We start from the raw sequence: 15,684 nt of genomic DNA, 5'->3' as shown, positions 1-15,684 counted from the left end.
GCGCTTTCGGCGGGTGTTCCAACACCTGCCGAAAGCGCGAACGCCGGCTTTTCTGCTGCCCGGGCGGGTGGCGCTACTTGCCTGCGTTGCGCTTCTCTGCAGCCTTGAGCTGCTTGCGGATGTTGTGGCCGCGCAGGCCCAGGGACGCCATGTGCGCCAGGAGCCCCACGCCAATGAACGGCAGGGCAATGTAGGTCATGGACGGCGTGGACGTCACGGCACCAAGAATGATGATCACGATGCCGATGAAGGTCAGCCCCATGCCGCCAAAAACAGCGTATTTGTAGGCGGGCGGAGCGGTTTCCCAGAAGTCGTTTAGCACGCTGCCCAGTCTACCGGGCCGGGCGGTGGCTGGGCCCACGCCGGCCAGGTTCCCGGAAAATCGCGCCAGCGATTTACCGGGCCGGGCGGTGGGGATCAGAAAAGGGACTCCTGGAGTGCCGGGATGTCAGTGGTGTAGTCGCCGAAACGGATCTTGCGCCCCTTGAGCGCGCCGAGGTCCGCCAGGAATTCCCCGTCCACGCCGTCCAGGCCAGCCAGTGCGGTGGGCCCCAGCATGGAGTCGATCCGGATGCCGTGGCGGCCTGTGTCCAGCGGTTGCGGGTAGGCGGTGCGCCGGCCGGGAACTGCCACGGCCTGCGAGAATTCGCTGCGCTGCCACGGCTCATCGACAGTCTCGAAGCCCTCCAGCGCCAGTTCCGCCACGTAGCCCCGGACGACGTCGGCCATCGCCTTGTTGGTCTGCTCGAGGTGCAGGGGCGGCCGGGGCTGCAACAGGGCGGCGAACTTGGCGGCGCCGCGCACAAACTGGGTGGGCGGGAGATTCGTGGAGACGGAGTCCTCGAGGTGGCGCACCACGGCACCGTCGCGCGCCCTGGCCACATAGCGGGCCACAAGCGCCCCCTGCTCGGCCAGGCGGCTCCATTTGCTGCGTTCGGATGCCGTACCCACCTTGGTGGTTCCGTCGGCGAAGGTGGCAATGTACAGCCAGTGCTGCTGCGACAGATACGCCTTCAGGCCCGGCGATGCCTGGCCGCTGCGGTGGAAGTCGTGCATGGGCCGCATCTGGTCCTTGGCGAAGCAGGCACCGCATTGGTAGCCGCGCTCCGCCGCCTGGCTTGTGGGGCAGGGGAAGTGCTGCGGCTGCCCCGATTCCTCCACCCGGACGAACCCCAGGCACCATCTGGCGGGCACGCCGTCGCCGGAGAGCACCTCAAACCTCAGCCACCGCCCCGGCAGCAAAGGCATCTGCGCCGCGCCGTCGTCCGTGGTGAGCGAGAGGGACGGGCCGTCCGGGGTCCAGGAGACTCCGCGGACCAGCCCGCCGCGGGTCTCGACAGGCTCGACCACCGGATTGCCAGGCTCGACCACCGGATCGACAGGCTCAGCCACCGTGGTTAGAGCGAGGGCTGGACGCCGTAGGCGACGGCGAGCTTCATGATCTTCTCGGCGCGGCCCAGGCGGGGAAGGTCGGAGCCGTCGCGGATCACGCCGCCGCGGGCGTTGAAGTCATTCATGAAGTCGGTGGCCCAGGCGACGTCCGACGGGGTGGGGCTGATGACCTCGTTGATGATGGTGGTCTGGTCCATGGCCAGGGCCAGCTTGCCCGTCATGCCCATGGAGACCGTGATGGCCGACTGCTCGCGCAGGATGGGGTGGTTGTTGCCAACCGTGGGGCCGTCAATGGGGCCGGGCAGGTTGCCCACGCGGCTGGCGACAACCAGCTTGGCGCGCGGGTAGGCCATGGCCTCGCGGTCGGCGGCCATGCCGGTGTCGCGGCGGAAGTCGCCGGAACCGAAGGCGAGGCGGAAGGCACCCTCGGCGCGGGCAATGTTGTTGGCTTCCTCGATGCCCAGGGCGGACTCCACCAGGGCCAGGACGCGGGTCTTGCCGTCGAGGCGGTGGTAGGTCTCCTTGACCTGCTCTGCCTGTTCGGTCTTGGCCAGCATGACGCCGAGCAGGCCGGGGGTGTTGCGCAGGCCGGCGACGTCGTCGGCCCAGAAGTCCGAGTGGACGTCGTTGATGCGGACCCAAGCTTGGCCGCCCTTGCGGAGCCATTCGATGACGTCGGCACGGGCCGCGTCCTTCTTCTTCGGGTCAACAGCGTCTTCAATGTCAAGCACGACGGCGTCGGCGCGGGAAGCGGCGGCCTCGTCGAAGATCTCGGGCCGGGTCGCGGGCACCAGGAGCCAGGAGCGGGCGATTTCTGCCGGGATGTTGCGGGTGCGTACGGGCGTGGGGGCGGCTTCGTTGCCAACAGGGCTAGACATGTATCTACCGTATACGGCAATCGATTCAGATTCGATGTGCCGTCCTACAACTTCGCGCTAGATTGACTGGCCGAATGCACCAGTTTTCGGGGGTTTTTTGTAGACCGGTCTAGTAGGCGGGTTCCGCGACGCATCGTTCCTACCCGGTTGCCGTGGGCCCCAAGTAGCGCAGCAGCTTGGCAAAGTCCTGCTTGATAGGGCCTTTCGGCGGAATGAGGGCCTCGGCATCCATTGCCTGTTCCAGCTGGTTTTGGCTCATGCCAGACAGGGACCAGCCTAGGGGTGCGGCCAGGGCAGGGACGCTGTTGGGCGCAACAACAACGACAGAACGATTGCCTAGCGCAGCTGCCACGCTTTTCGCGGCCGCATTGCAAACGCTGGACCCTGAGCTGTCCGGACAAACGTTGGAGCTCTCCTCCAAGCGTTGAATCCACGCTGCAGATGCGCTCTGCAGGTGTGTGGCACCGTAGCCAACAATGGGCACCAGAAATTCCGCCGTGGCTTTTGGCGCCCTTGGCACAATGTCGGATCCGGGTGAGTTTTGCAGGAACAGAAATACCGGAACCACAATCTGATCAGCGGCGGCCATTTTGGCGCAGGGATCTTCTTCGCCGGCGGCGGGGTTGGATGATGGGCTGGCAAGGGCCACGACACATGTGTTGTGGGCCAGAACTTCCTTCTGCAGAACCGGCCAGATGTCCGTGATGGTCCCCAATGCTGAGGCTTCTGAGTACCCCCCGTCGATGAGCTGGAATCCCCGATCCGTGGAACACTCAACCCCGCCGCTACCGTTGGCCACCGGGGCAGGAATCCGGCCGCCGGGGGTGATGATGGGAAAGCGCCCAGACAACATGGTCGCAGTGGACCAGCGGAGGTTTATCGGGCATTTGGTGTCCCGATCCAGGAGGTCCACGGACAAGGGGAAGCCTGTGTCGTCCGTACAGTCAATGCCTTGAGGGCGAGGCAAGGTTGTCACGGCCGTCTCGGGAAGGTTCAGTTGACTGACCACCACCCGGCAACCCGTTCCAGTGTCTGTCGAATTCAGCAAGAGCGCCCCGGCCGGCCCAGCCACCGTCGCGCTGAATGGTGCGGCGAGTTTGTCTGCAGATTGTTCCCACAGCGATTCGACCAACCCCGCCCTGTCATTCCAGGCGAGCAGGTACTTGCCGGTAGTGGGGTCGCGGAACCGGGTGGGGATCTTGAGGCCTGTCACGGCCCCGACCATGTCTCCAGCCATGGCTCCAGTAACGGCTGCCGCGAGCGGCCCCGGTTTTGCCAGCTTCTTCATCGTCTCAACCGCGTCGTCTCCATACAGGCTCGCGAGTGACAAGCCGAGTGATCCACCGCTGATCCCCGAAGACAATAAGACAGACTCCTTGGCACAATCATCCGCATCAGCTAACTTCTCGAAGGCCCGCACCGTCCAGCTGGCGGCACGAATTCCTCCACCTTCTGCCGCCACCAGGATCATGGGCCTCACTCGAGTTGATGATTCACCGGAACCCGAAGCAGCATGCGTAGCACTGCCGTCTAGACCCCGGACGCATGGTCCACCCTTTGCCAGCCATTCGTTTAGGGCCGTACGGACCGTATTGCGCCCATCCACGTTGACCGCTGAGGTTTTGGTACCAGTTGCGATTTGTGGGGCCGGCCGCACGTTGTGGAGGCTTGGTGTCCCCCCGAGAGCGGTGCCAACAAGAAAAATGACGGCGATCAGTGATAGAACCGGGTTGGCTTCAAGGCGCATGCTGTCAAACAACCTCAACGGCATTTGGTCCTGCAGCGAGATAACCAAAACTCCTATGAGGAACGCCCACCCTCCCACAAGAAGCACCGCCGTCCCCGGCACGCCAGCGATGCCGCTTGTTTGAGCGGGGAACACAGCAAAAAATGCTAGCGAAACAACGAATGAAATGAGGAGCGTATGCTTCACTGTTCTGGTTCTTGTAGTATCAGGTTCCCTCGGGTCCATGCAGCCACGCCATGTGAGGCGGACAAAGACAGCGCCGACGGGAAAGGCCAACGCGGAAACCAGCATTCCGAAAATCCAGTAGGTCAATGCCGCGCGGTTATCGAAGTCCACCGGCTGCCCTTGGGCCAACATTAGGGCAAGTGGAGCAGTGAAGGACCTAACCAAGGCCATTCCCGAAACGGCCAGGAAAACCATGGCCAGGACGTCCCCACCGCGCCAGGCATCCCAGGAGCGCAAACGGTCTGCCTTCTTGATTTTTGGTTTCTGTACCTTGCGACCGCATTTATCCATGATCCAACTCGCGCCGGCCACACCCGCAGGCACGACAAGGAGGCAAGCCAACGGCCATCCCCAAGTCCAGTAGTCACGCGCGGGCGAATTCCCCACTATCAAAAAACCCAACAGTAGAAGAGCTGGGGGGAGGAACCACAGCAGGTACTTCGGATCATCGCGCGGGAGACTCCCAGGTACGCGTTTGGTGACCCTGCGATGAGGATGATAAATATCCCAAATCAATTTGCTCCGCATTCGCCCGACGAAAAACAGACCAAAGACCACTGTGAGCACAATAAGACAAGTCAAATAGAACGGCATGGGGTTCGCTTCAATCCATGCCCGTTGAGTGTCTGGCAGCTGGTCGGCGACTCCCTCAACGGGCAGCAAGGCTAGATACACCAGCAATAAGACCGCTGCGACCGTGATCCTGTGGATGAATAGCGCCTGCCACGTTCGTCCGAGGGAATGAAAAAGCAATCTCCGCAGCGTGGGATAGGCACATACCCCAACGACCAGAATGGCGAGGGACGCCCACTTCACGGTTGTCACGTTCTGGGCCACCAGCAGGATTCCGTGACTCGGGACGGGCGCCTCTGCACCAGGAAGGTTTATCCGGTGGAGAGTGATGAATTGGAGCACGTTCTCGGCTACTTCCGAGGCAAATACCACGAGTACCAGGCTTCCAGCCCAGGGCCAGCGCCAAAAGATCAGCAGCAAGAGGACCGTGTAGACGACCGTAAAGAACAAATCCAGGCTGAAATAGCATCTCAGTAGAACTGCTACTTGCTGGCCGATGTCATGGTCGGTCTGATACAGAGTCTGCCATATTGCCCAGTTTTCCTGTCCCAGACTGGAATCAACGCTCTGAATTGAACTGGCGGACGCACTGCGGCCTATCCCCGTTGCAGCGTCGGCGATCAGCCGATCCACTTCGGCCATGGCAATCCATATTGTCAGTGCCAGGGCGGCAAGACTTCCCAAGACCCACTTGGTCATGAGTTCTTGATGCTTCTTTTCCCATTCTGCAAAGTGCAATTCAGGCTCGGACACCGAGAGTGGACTGGTGAACCAACTGAAGAATGCTTTCATGGCCGGCTCCTGACACCGAGGCACTACACATCACAGCACGATGACTAAAGTGGACACCCGCAATCTCGTGGCGTCAAGGGGCCGCGTTGACTCAGTCAGGCATGATCATGGTGCGCAGGTCCAGCTGCCGCAGCACCCGGTCAACCACCTCGGGGTCGGCCTCCGGCTCGTTGCGGGCGCTGAGGACCTCGACCCGGGCGGCGTCCAAGGCGATGGTTTGCACGGCGATGGCTAGTTCCCGGCCCCGGCGGCGTCGTTCGTCGGTGTCCTCGTTCTTCAAGCTTCCGTCCAGGAGCTCGGCGTGCAGGCGCTTCATCTTGTCCTTGACCAGCGACAATTTTTCCGGCGGCAGGTTCTTGATGACGTCATGGTCGCGCAGCGCGGCGATGGCTGCCTCCTGGGCGCGCAGGGCCAGGACCTTGGCCGCCTCACGTTCCTCCACGCCGTCGTCAGTGGCCTTCAGGGCCCGCATGAGCCAGGGCAGCGTCAGCCCGGGCAGGACCAGGGTGGTCAGCAGCACGGCGCAGGCAACCACAATGATCTCGTGCCGGGCGGGGAATGCCTCACCCGTGGGCAGCACGGTGGGCAGGGCGAGGGCCAGCGCCAGGGTGGCAAGCCCGCGCATGCCGCACCAGGTGAGGATGACGACGTCCTTGAGGCTGGTGGGCGGGAGGTCGCCGTCGTGCTTCCTGGACAGCAGCGCCAGCAGGCCAAACCAGAGGAACCGCACCACAATCACCAGCACGCTGATGGCCACGGCCGAGGGCAGCATGCCCCAAATGGCCGAGCCCTCCTCCTTGATGACTTCACGCACCTCCAGGCCCACCAAGCCAAAGGCGAGCCCCGTCACGAGCAGCTCCACGACGTCCCAGAAGGCTGCGCGGGTGATGCGCTCGGTGGCGTCCTCGGCCCGTGCGTGGCGCTTGATTTCCAGCGCCGTGACGACGACGGCGATGACCCCCGAGGCGTGCACCTCCTCGGCCAGGATGTAGGCCGCAAACGGGACAACCAGGGTCACGGCGCTGCGGGCCACCGGGGAGGTGATGAGCTTGGTGATCAGCCCCGTCACCCAACCCATGAACATGCCCGCCGCCACGGCAATCACGGCTCCGAGCAGGAACTTGCCCACAACGCCCACGCCAAACGGCTGCCCGTCCATGGCGCCGGCCACGGCTGCCTGGAAGATGACGATGGCAGCGGCGTCGTTGAACAGGCCCTCGCTCTGCAGGACTGTGATGAGCCTGCGTGGCATGTGTACGCGGCCGGCCACGGATTCCACCGCAACAGGGTCCGGCGGGGCGCACATGGCGCCCAGGGCCAGGGCTGCGGAGATGCCGATGCCCGGGATGAGCAGCCACGCGGCACCCGCGACCAGGGCCGTGGAGACCACCACGAGGGCCACCGCCAGCATGATGATGGTGCGCCAGCGGATGCGGAACACGGCCCAGGAGCTTTTCTGCGCCGTGGCAAACAGCAGCGGCGGCAGGAAGATGGGCAGGATCAGCTCGGGGTCGATCCGCAGGTCCGGGAAGCCTGGAATGAAGGTCAGGGCCCCCGCCATGATGAGCATGAGCACCGGGTAGGGCAGCTTGAGCTTGTCCCCCAAACCAACGGCGAGCACTGTGGCGAAAAGGAGTCCAATGATGAGTACTAGCTGTTCCACCGTTTCACTCTACGGGGTCAGGGCCTGGCCAATGGGCACCGTGCCGTCACTGAACTCAACAGTGCGCAGGATGGTCCCGGGGTGTTCCAGCACGGCCGCGGCCACGAGTGCCGTGTTGGCCCGGGAGGTGTTGCGCGGTGTGGCTGGCCCGCGTTCGACGGCGGGAGTCGGGTCGATCAGGCCGCTCCCCGCACCGTCCGTCAGGGCGCCGGGGGCCAGGATGGTCCAGGCCAGCTGGCTGGCGCGCAGGTGGGCGTCGGCGGCCGCCTTGGCTTCCGCGTAGGCAAAGAAGCTGTCCTCCGGGGGCACGCCGTGGTCCGTGCGGGCGCCAAGGTAGGAAACCATGATGTAGCGCTGGACATCCGCTGCAGCGGCTGCCTCCATTGAAGCGATGGCCGCATCACGGTCCACCGCATAGGTGCGTTCGGGGCTGCCACCGCCGGCCCCTGCGGACCAGATGATGGCGTCCTGCCCCAGCATGAGCTCGGCGAGTTCGGCCACCGAGGCAGAAGCAGCGTCGTGGACCACGGGTGTGGCGCCCGAGGCCACCACCGCGTCAATGTGGGCGGGATTGCGGATCACGGAGGTCACCGCGTGGCCGGCCTCCTTCAGCAGCGGCGCCAACAGCAGTGCCACCTTTCCGTGCCCGCCGATGATCAGGACGTTTCGCATTGCGGCTCCTTGCATCAATCATGATGTGGCTGTTGCTGGCAGCCTACTCCACGGCGCAGGCGGCGGGCCCGACGGCGTCCCTAGCGTTTGGCCCGAGCCGCGTCCGCCTTGTGGCGGTCGCGGTATTGTGCCGGGGTGATGCCGCGGCTTTCCTTGTAGGCCCGGCTGAAGCTCTCGCCGCTGTGGAAGCCCACGGTCTTGCCGATGCGGGCCAGGCTGGCCCCCTGGCCGTAGGCGCGCAGCAGGACCTCGGCCTCATCGAGCCTGCGTGCCCGCAGGATTGATCCGACAGTGGCATTGCGGCCTTCGAACACCTTGTACATGTAGCGGCGGCTGACGCCGGTCTCGGCAACGATGGCGGAGACGTCGTAGGCAGGGTTGGAGTAGTTGGCCGCAATGGCCGCAAACACCTTCCTGCGCACCTCCTCCGCCGGGGCGTCGATGTCGGTGTGGCGCTGCAGGTGGCGGCCGAGCATCCCCACCACCAGCTCAAGCAGCGCCTCCTCGATGTGGATGGGGCGCCGGTCCAGGGCGTCGTCCTGCAACTCAAGCGTGCTGTCCACCAGTGCCCGCACGCCGGCCACCAAGGGGCCGCCCGCCCACGACTCCGCCGCCAGGGCATCCGTGGCCACTCCCCTGCGCTCAAGGTAGTCCAGCGGAACATAGAGCATGGTCGCATCGATGCCGTCCAGGGCGTTTGACCAGTAGCTTTCCTTGGGGAGCAGCGTGACCACGGAGCCCTGGCCGGCGGTGGCGGTCCGTCCACGCTGGCTGCAGGTCAGGCCGCCCTTGTGGATCAAGACAACCAGCACAAAGTTGTCGTAGCCGTCGCCGAGGTGCTCCTCATCGCGGTACATGATGGTTCCGTCGCCCTGGGCGCGTGCCAACAGGAGCCGTTGGCAGGACCAGGTCTGGACGGTGGCGTTGAAGCCTGTCTTCTTGTGCGGGACCAGCCTCCACGGCTGGTTCAGCGCATCCAGGGCGTCTTCCCCGCGCAGCACCGCACCCTTGCGGAACTGTCGGCGGTATTCCACCATGTCAGGTTCCATCAACATCTTTGCCCCCAAGCCAAAAAATTGCCGCCAGCCGTTTCCGCATGGGCGGCCGCCATGCCACACTATCGCAATCAAAATGGCGGGGTACAAGAAAAGCCCCCTTCCGCGTAATGCGGAAGGGGGCTTTTTCTGTAGCGGCACCGAGACTCGATCTCGGGACCTCACGATTATGAGTCGTGCGCTCTAACCAACTGAGCTATGCCGCCCCAAACGAGACCGGCCCGTGCCACCCCGGCCAAAACCGTCTTGACACGAGCCTTCTCATTTGCGAGCCCCCCACCGGAATCGATCCGGTGACCTCGTTCTTACCAAGAACGCGCTCTACCACTGAGCTAGGGGGGCAACGAAGAAATACTCTACCAGCGGTTTAGCTGGATGCGAAATCGGGGATAGCTGCAATTGATTCCGGACCGCCAGCCGGCGCCCTTTCGCACGTCCCAGAGATTCTCTGCGTGGGCAAAAACCCCGGAAACACGGGGCAGGACGGCCGCGCGACGCAATGCCCATGAGTTGCGTCACATGGCATTTTCCGGCCTTCCAGAGGCACCAAAAAGGCCGGCCGCCCCGCAGGGCAGCCGGCCTCAATTAGTGCCGTGGGGCGTGGTGTTTACCACTTGCCCTTGCTGTTGTAGTTTGCTCCGCCTTCGTGGCGGGGACGGCGGTCGCCGCCGCCATGGCCGGTGTGGCCCTGGCCGCGCTCACCGCGGTCGTTGCCACGGTCCGAGCCGCGGTCGTTGCGGAAGCCGCCACGGTCGCCGTCGAACTTCTTCTTGAAGCCGCCCTGGCCGCGGTCGTTGCGCTCTCCGCCGCCCTGGTAGGGGGCGCCGTTGCCTGAGGGGCGGCGTCCCTTGTCCAGCTCGAGGTTGATGAGCTCGCCGCTGATGCGGGTGCGGCTCAGTGCCTTCCACTGGTCCTTGCTCAGGTCTGCGGGCAGCTCCACCAGGGTGTGGTCGGAGCGGATGTCGATGCCGCCGATCTGTGAGGAGGACAGGCCGCCTTCGTTGGCAATGGCACCAACAATGGAGCCGGGCATGACGCGCTGGCGACGGCCCACCGAGATGCGGTAGGTGGCGTTGCCCTCGGTCAGGGTGCGGGTCGGGCCACGTGAGCCGAAGCCGTCCTTGGCGCGGTCCTTCTTCTGGTACTCCGGGGCAGCCGGCAGGTCGTTGACCAGCAGCGGCTGGCCACCCTGCGCCATGACTGCCAGTGCGGCGGCAATCTCCGAGGCGGGAACGTCGTGTTCCTGCTCGTAGGAGGCGATCAGGTCGCGGAACTTGGCAACGTCCTTGCTGGCCAGGGTTTCGGTGATCTTCTCAGCGAACTTGCCCAGGCGCAGGGAGTTGATGGTTTCAGCGGACGGCAGGTGCATCTGCTCCACCGGCTGGCGCGTGGCCTTCTCGATGGCGCGCAGCAGGTACTTCTCGCGGGGCGTCATGAACAGGATCGCGTCACCCGAGCGGCCGGCGCGGCCCGTGCGGCCAATGCGGTGCACGTAGGACTCGGTGTCGTGCGGGATGTCGTAGTTGATGACGTGGGTGATGCGCTCCACGTCGAGGCCACGGGCGGCAACATCCGTGGCAACCAGGATGTCGATCTTGCCGTCGCGCAGTGCCTCAACGGTGCGCTCACGCTGCTGCTGGGGGATGTCGCCGTTGATGGCGGCAGCCTGGAAGCCGCGTGACTTCAGCTTGTCGGCGAGGTCCTCGGTGGCCATCTTGGTGCGCACGAACGCGATGACGCCTTCGAACTCTTCAACCTCGAGCACGCGGGTCAGGGCATCCAGCTTGTGCGGGCCCATGACCTGCAGGTAGCGCTGGCGGGTGTTGGCGCCGGTGGTGGTCTTGGACTTGACCGTGACCTCAGCCGGGTTGTTCAGGTACTGCTTGGAGATACGGCGGATCTGGCCGGGCATCGTGGCGGAGAAGAGGGCAACCTGCTTCTCGGCCGGAGTCTGGGACAGGATCTGCTCGACGTCCTCGGCGAAGCCCATGCGGAGCATTTCGTCGGCCTCATCCAGCACCAGGTACTGGAGGTTGGACAGGTCCAGGGAGCCCTTGGACAGGTGGTCGATGACACGGCCGGGGGTACCGACAACAACCTGTGCACCGCGGCGCAGGCCGGCAAGCTGCGGGCCGTAGGCCGAGCCACCGTAAACGGGGAGCACGGAGAAGTTGTCCATGTACTTGGCGTAGGAGGTGAAGGCCTCTGCAACCTGCAGCGCCAGTTCACGGGTCGGAGCCAGCACCAGGATCTGGGTGTCCTTGGTGGGACCGTTGAGGTCCATCAGCTCGGCCATGCGGGACAGGGCGGGAACTGCGAATGCTGCAGTCTTGCCGGTACCGGTCTGTGCCAGGCCAACAACGTCGCGGCCTTCAAGCAGCAGCGGGATGGTGGCTGCCTGGATGGGTGAGGGCTTCTCGTAGCCAACGTCGTTCAGGGCGGACAGCACGCGGCCGTCAATGCCCAGATCGGCAAACGTCGTCTCGTTTTCTTCCTCGACGACGGGGGTTTCTTCGGTCAAGTTTTCGGGCATGGTCAAAATGTCCTCATTCATAGGGCCAGGCGGCGATTAATGCCGCAGTGGAGGAAATCCAGCCGCTGCTCGGCATCCCGGGCAGGATCTCGCGCCATGAATACGGACGTGGGTACGGCCGCCAGTGTTGAAAAAACCAACACCTCATGGCGTTTCTTTGCCGGCAATCCCCTATGAACGCTACTTGCCCGCCAAAAGCTTGCGGGCCCCAAACACTTCAGGCTCCTGCCTCAAAAATTGGGCAGAAAATAAAAGGAGATACCGGAGTGGGGGATATTTAAATTGTAGGGCATACCCTACCGCCGCGATATGGCTAAAGTCGATGCCTGCCCGTGAGGTTCGGCACATGCCCCTGCCGACACAAACAACTGGCCCGCAGTAGTGGTTGCAAAAACACGATTTCGCGTTGTTTTGCCAGCCACTGCTGCGGGCCAGTTGTTGGGGGCTATTGCCTAGCCGTGGCTGCGGCGTCGGCGAACCAGGACGGTTGCTGCACCCGCAAACAAGGCCATCAGGGCCAACGCCAGGACGGGGAGGACCCCGTTGGCGCCCGTGCTTGCCAGCTCATCCGCCGTGGGAGCCTTGGTGGCGGCTCCTGTGGTGGCGGGCTGGCCGGCAGCGGTGACGCTCAGTGCAACACTGACCTCCACCTGCTTGCCCGCCGCGCTGGTGCCGGCAATGACCACCGTGTGCTTGCCGGCAGGCACATTGGCGGGCAGCTTGACGGCCAGGGACACTGAACCGTCCTTGGCAACCACGGCAGTGCCCAACAGGACCGGCTTGGAATGCAGCGTAAACGTTGCCGTGGTGCCGGGCTTGAAGTTCTTGCCCGTGATGGTCAGGTCCCCGCCCGGAGCCACCGTTGCCGAACTGACGCTGCCACTGGCAGCGTTGCCGGGAACGGTCGACGGCGTTGCCGAAGGCTTGGTCGTTGCTGTTGCCGTTGCCGAGGGCGTTGCGCTCGGGGTTGCGCTCGGCGTCGCGCTCGGGGTTGCCGACGGGGTCGGTTCCACGACGTCCTCGCAGTTGACCTGCGTGCCGGGCACCTTGGTGGGCAGATCGGCCACAACAACCCACCTGTACGCCTGGGTGGCCACACCGTCGGCTCCGAAGGTGTTGACCTCAACAACGTTGGGGCCGGCCATCAGATTGAAGGTGTGGCTGCCATTGACATTGGCCTTGGCCGGCTTGTCGTTGAAGATGACCTGAACCTTGGTGCCGGCCACCTTGGGCGCAAAGGTGGTGCTGATGGACTTCACCGAGGAGTCGGCGTACTTCAACCATGCCAGCGGCGACTTGGCTGCGCCGAAGTCAATCCCGCTCCATGCAGGGGCGGCCAGTTCTGCAGCATAGTCCACCGGACCGGGCGTGACGATCTTCTCGAAGAACGGCTGGGCCGCACCGTTGATGGTCAGGCCGCTGTAGGTGAAGGGTGTGTCGTTGTCGCTGATGCCGCCGGTCAGCAGGCCCACCCGGGCCGTCGCGCCGACCACGGCGTTCGTGACGGTGCCGACGTTGGTGAAGGCCACGCCGTCGGTGGAGTAGCTTCCGGTGAAGCTGGTGCCGGTTCGCTTGAGCTTGAACCAGAGGTCTGCATTGGCAGGCGCCGCAACCTGGGTGTTCTCGTTTCCAACACCCGCCGTCTCGGTGACCACGGCCAGCACGGGCGAACCGCCCGCGTGCTTGCGCTGGAACGCCACGTAGTTGTCGTCGTCCCCGTAGAACACCAGGCCGGCTTCCTCGTACTGGCTCTTGGTGGCGCCGCTGACCTTGACCACGGTTTCGGTGTCGCCGGCTGATCCGGCCTTTCGCAGCAGCATGTTGGCGGCCACGTTCTGGCTGGCCCAGAGGCCGTTGACGCCGGACTCAATGGCCACGGTGTTTTTGTCAATGGCGCTCCAGCGTGAACTGTCCTGGCGCACCCAGCCCATGGCGGGGTCGAGGGTTGAAACGTTGACGCCGCTGAGGTCGATGTTGTCCGCGTTGACCAGGACGCCGTCGCCCACAACATGGACCTCACTGGCAGCCATGTTGGGGGCCGTGTTGGCACGCAGGTTGAACCCCGGCGCGTACTGGTTGCCGGCAATGGTGATGTTGGCGCTGCCTGTGAAGTCAAACATGGGCTTGCTGGAGACGCTCTGGGGATCCACCGGTGTGGTCGGGGCGTAGTGGTTGACCACGTTGTTGGTGAAGCTGAGATCGGACACCGACTTTCCGTTGACCAGCTGTCCGCTGGGCTGCAGGGAGAACCTGTTGGAGTCGATCTTGACGTTCTTGTGGACCGTCTTGCCCGGCACCACCTCGGTGCTGAAGGGTTCAATCCAGACGGCACCGTAGTTGCTGCTGGGCCTGTCAAAGACGTTGTTGCGGATGGTCACATCCTTGACGGCGCTGGATTCGTACCAGCCCACGGCGTCGGCGGAGATGTAAATGCTGGCCATGCCCATCTGGTCGAAGTGGTTGCGTTCAATGACAACCTTCTTGGGTGTGGTGACCAGGATGCCGCGGGTGGGCGTGGACTTGAAGGTGTTGCCGGCGATCAATACCTCGGGGGTGTATGTCAGGTTTTCGGCAACGAAGGTGTCCACGGCCAGTTCCGCAGGCAGTTCCTTGTCCACGGTGACTGTCATTTCCCGCAGGTCGGCCGATGTGTCGGTGCCGGTGGGACCGGAGACGGCCTTGACCTTGTAGCCGCCCGCGCTGGCGTCAAGCATGGTGCTGCGCTTGAGGAAGTTCAGCTCGTCCCCAACATAGAACTGGGGGAAGCCGGTGGCGTCGGACTGTTCGTAGCGCAACACCACGGTGTTCGTGGCCCGGTTGATGGACTTCACCTGCACATAGGTTCCGTGCACGTTGATGGGGTCATCGTGGGGGTTGTCGAAGAGTGAATTGGTGACCTGGACCTTGCCCTTGACGCCCGACATGTGCAGGAAGTCGGCAAACCCTGCCGTCTGCCGCCAGGTGCCGGCGTCAGTGCGCATGGTGATCTTGTCGAAGGTGATGTCCTTGGTCATCTGGCCCACCATGCCAAAGCCGTGCATGTAGTGCATGGCTATGTTTTGCACTGACGTGCGGTCCGATTCCCAGACGAAAACGGCCGAGTGGTCGCGGGCGTGCCTGCGGGTTTCGTAAACCTGGCCCGAGCCGCCCGGATCAACGTCGCCTGAGTAGGTGACGCGCATGACGTCATTGCCCAGGTTCGTCACTGACGTGGAGTTCTTCCACAATGGAATGCCCGAGCCCTGGCGCAGTGTCTCTCCGGTGGCGAGGTCACGGATCTGGTTCTGCCAGCCCATGGTTTCACCGGGGGCCTGCGTCCAGTAGGGCAGGCCGGTTGTGGGGCTCTTTTCGCCCATGAAGGTGGCGGTTGTCCCGTTGATCGCATAGGTGGTTCCGGCGTTGAGCTTGTAGTCGCGGTAACCCTGGCCGTTGATGACGCCAGTCTTCAGGACCGTCAGGTCAAGGACTCCCGGCGAGTACCAGTCGGTGGTGAAGTTTCTGAAGCTCACGTTGGCGGAACGGATGGAGGAAAATTCGGTTTGGCTGCCGTGGTAGGTGATGGCCGAGCCCATGCCGTCAACAATGACGTCGTCCATGTCCTCAATGAGGATGCCAATGTTCTTGGTGGCGTACTCCTGGTTGCCGCCCACGGTGTTGGAAATGTACAGTTCTCGTTTTTCAGTGTTTTCCGGGTAGACCGTGTAGCTGCCGCACGGGAAGGCAATGGTGGTGGGGGTCTTCAGGCTTTTGGCGTGCCGGATGGCGTCCTTGATGGCCTGGGCCGAATCCTTGACACCCGTGGGGTCGGCACCGAAGTCGGTGACGTTCACAATGGTGCGGTTGGCCGCGTGCACAGGCATGACTGACGTGTCCAGCATGGCCGGAGTGGACGCGTAGTAGCCCACATTGGAGGGGTTCAGCCCCGTGGCTGCCAGGGGTGCGGTTGGATCGTCTGCCTGGGCTGGGGCGGGCAGGGTGCCGGTGGCCAGGACCAGGCCCATGCCGAGGGCAAGCAGTCCTGCTCCCCACGCCCGGAACTTGATGCCAGGCGATTCTGGCCGGAGATACCACGTTGCATTTGATGTCATGCTGTCGACATTAGTTATCGATAACATGTGGTGTCCATCACAAATGCTTTGTGAAGTAAACGTGAA

The 15,684-nt window shown here is 63.7% G+C and carries 9 protein-coding genes and 2 tRNA genes; all 11 read right to left on the bottom strand.

The window, feature by feature from the left end; all coding sequences use genetic code 11:
* Nucleotides 1-73 precede the first annotated feature (73 nt).
* The 11 genes from PCK14_RS10950 to PCK14_RS10900 all read right to left on the bottom strand — a co-directional run bounded on the left by PCK14_RS10950 (nt 74) and on the right by PCK14_RS10900 (nt 15,618).
* Nucleotides 74-322 (bottom strand): DUF3188 domain-containing protein, encoded by a 249-nt coding sequence (locus PCK14_RS10950; RefSeq protein ID WP_269938528.1) that lies wholly within the window; start codon nt 320-322, stop codon nt 74-76.
* A gap of 95 nt (nt 323-417) precedes the next feature.
* The gene (locus PCK14_RS10945; protein WP_269938527.1) at nt 418-1,392 is read right to left on the bottom strand and encodes a DUF2797 domain-containing protein; all 975 of its coding nucleotides are present in this window, start codon (nt 1,390-1,392) and stop codon (nt 418-420) included.
* Nucleotides 1,393-1,397: 5 nt separating this feature from the next.
* A complete protein-coding gene (locus PCK14_RS10940; RefSeq protein ID WP_269938526.1) occupies nt 1,398-2,270 on the bottom strand; it encodes an HpcH/HpaI aldolase/citrate lyase family protein in 873 nt (290 codons plus the stop codon).
* 139 nt (nt 2,271-2,409) lie between these two features.
* Nucleotides 2,410-5,607 carry a hypothetical protein gene (locus PCK14_RS10935; RefSeq protein WP_269938525.1) on the bottom strand — a complete coding sequence of 1,066 codons (3,198 nt, stop codon included), beginning with the start codon at nt 5,605-5,607 and terminating at the stop codon, nt 2,410-2,412.
* 91 nt (nt 5,608-5,698) lie between these two features.
* On the bottom strand, nt 5,699-7,270 hold the full coding sequence (locus tag PCK14_RS10930) for a Na+/H+ antiporter (RefSeq protein WP_269938524.1): 1,572 nt from the start codon (nt 7,268-7,270) through the stop codon (nt 5,699-5,701).
* Between the two features lie 9 nt (nt 7,271-7,279).
* A complete protein-coding gene (locus PCK14_RS10925) occupies nt 7,280-7,942 on the bottom strand; it encodes an NAD(P)H-binding protein (RefSeq protein WP_269938523.1) in 663 nt (220 codons plus the stop codon).
* Nucleotides 7,943-8,022: 80 nt separating this feature from the next.
* Nucleotides 8,023-8,997, bottom strand: a complete 975-nt coding sequence (locus PCK14_RS10920; RefSeq protein WP_269938522.1) for an AraC family transcriptional regulator — start codon at nt 8,995-8,997, stop codon at nt 8,023-8,025.
* A gap of 132 nt (nt 8,998-9,129) precedes the next feature.
* Nucleotides 9,130-9,203 (bottom strand) — tRNA-Met (locus tag PCK14_RS10915).
* A 64-nt stretch (nt 9,204-9,267) separates the two neighbouring features.
* Nucleotides 9,268-9,339 (bottom strand) — tRNA-Thr (locus PCK14_RS10910).
* 265 nt (nt 9,340-9,604) lie between these two features.
* Nucleotides 9,605-11,530 (bottom strand): DEAD/DEAH box helicase, encoded by a 1,926-nt coding sequence (locus tag PCK14_RS10905; protein WP_269938521.1) that lies wholly within the window; start codon nt 11,528-11,530, stop codon nt 9,605-9,607.
* Between the two features lie 452 nt (nt 11,531-11,982).
* On the bottom strand, nt 11,983-15,618 hold the full coding sequence (locus PCK14_RS10900) for a DUF1349 domain-containing protein (RefSeq protein ID WP_269938520.1): 3,636 nt from the start codon (nt 15,616-15,618) through the stop codon (nt 11,983-11,985).
* Nucleotides 15,619-15,684: the final 66 nt, after the last annotated feature.

It is taken from the genome of Arthrobacter sp. HY1533, from assembly GCF_027568515.1.
Taxonomy (GTDB): Bacteria; Actinomycetota; Actinomycetes; order Actinomycetales; family Micrococcaceae; genus Specibacter.
This window is presented reverse-complemented; position numbering and strand designations above follow the sequence as displayed.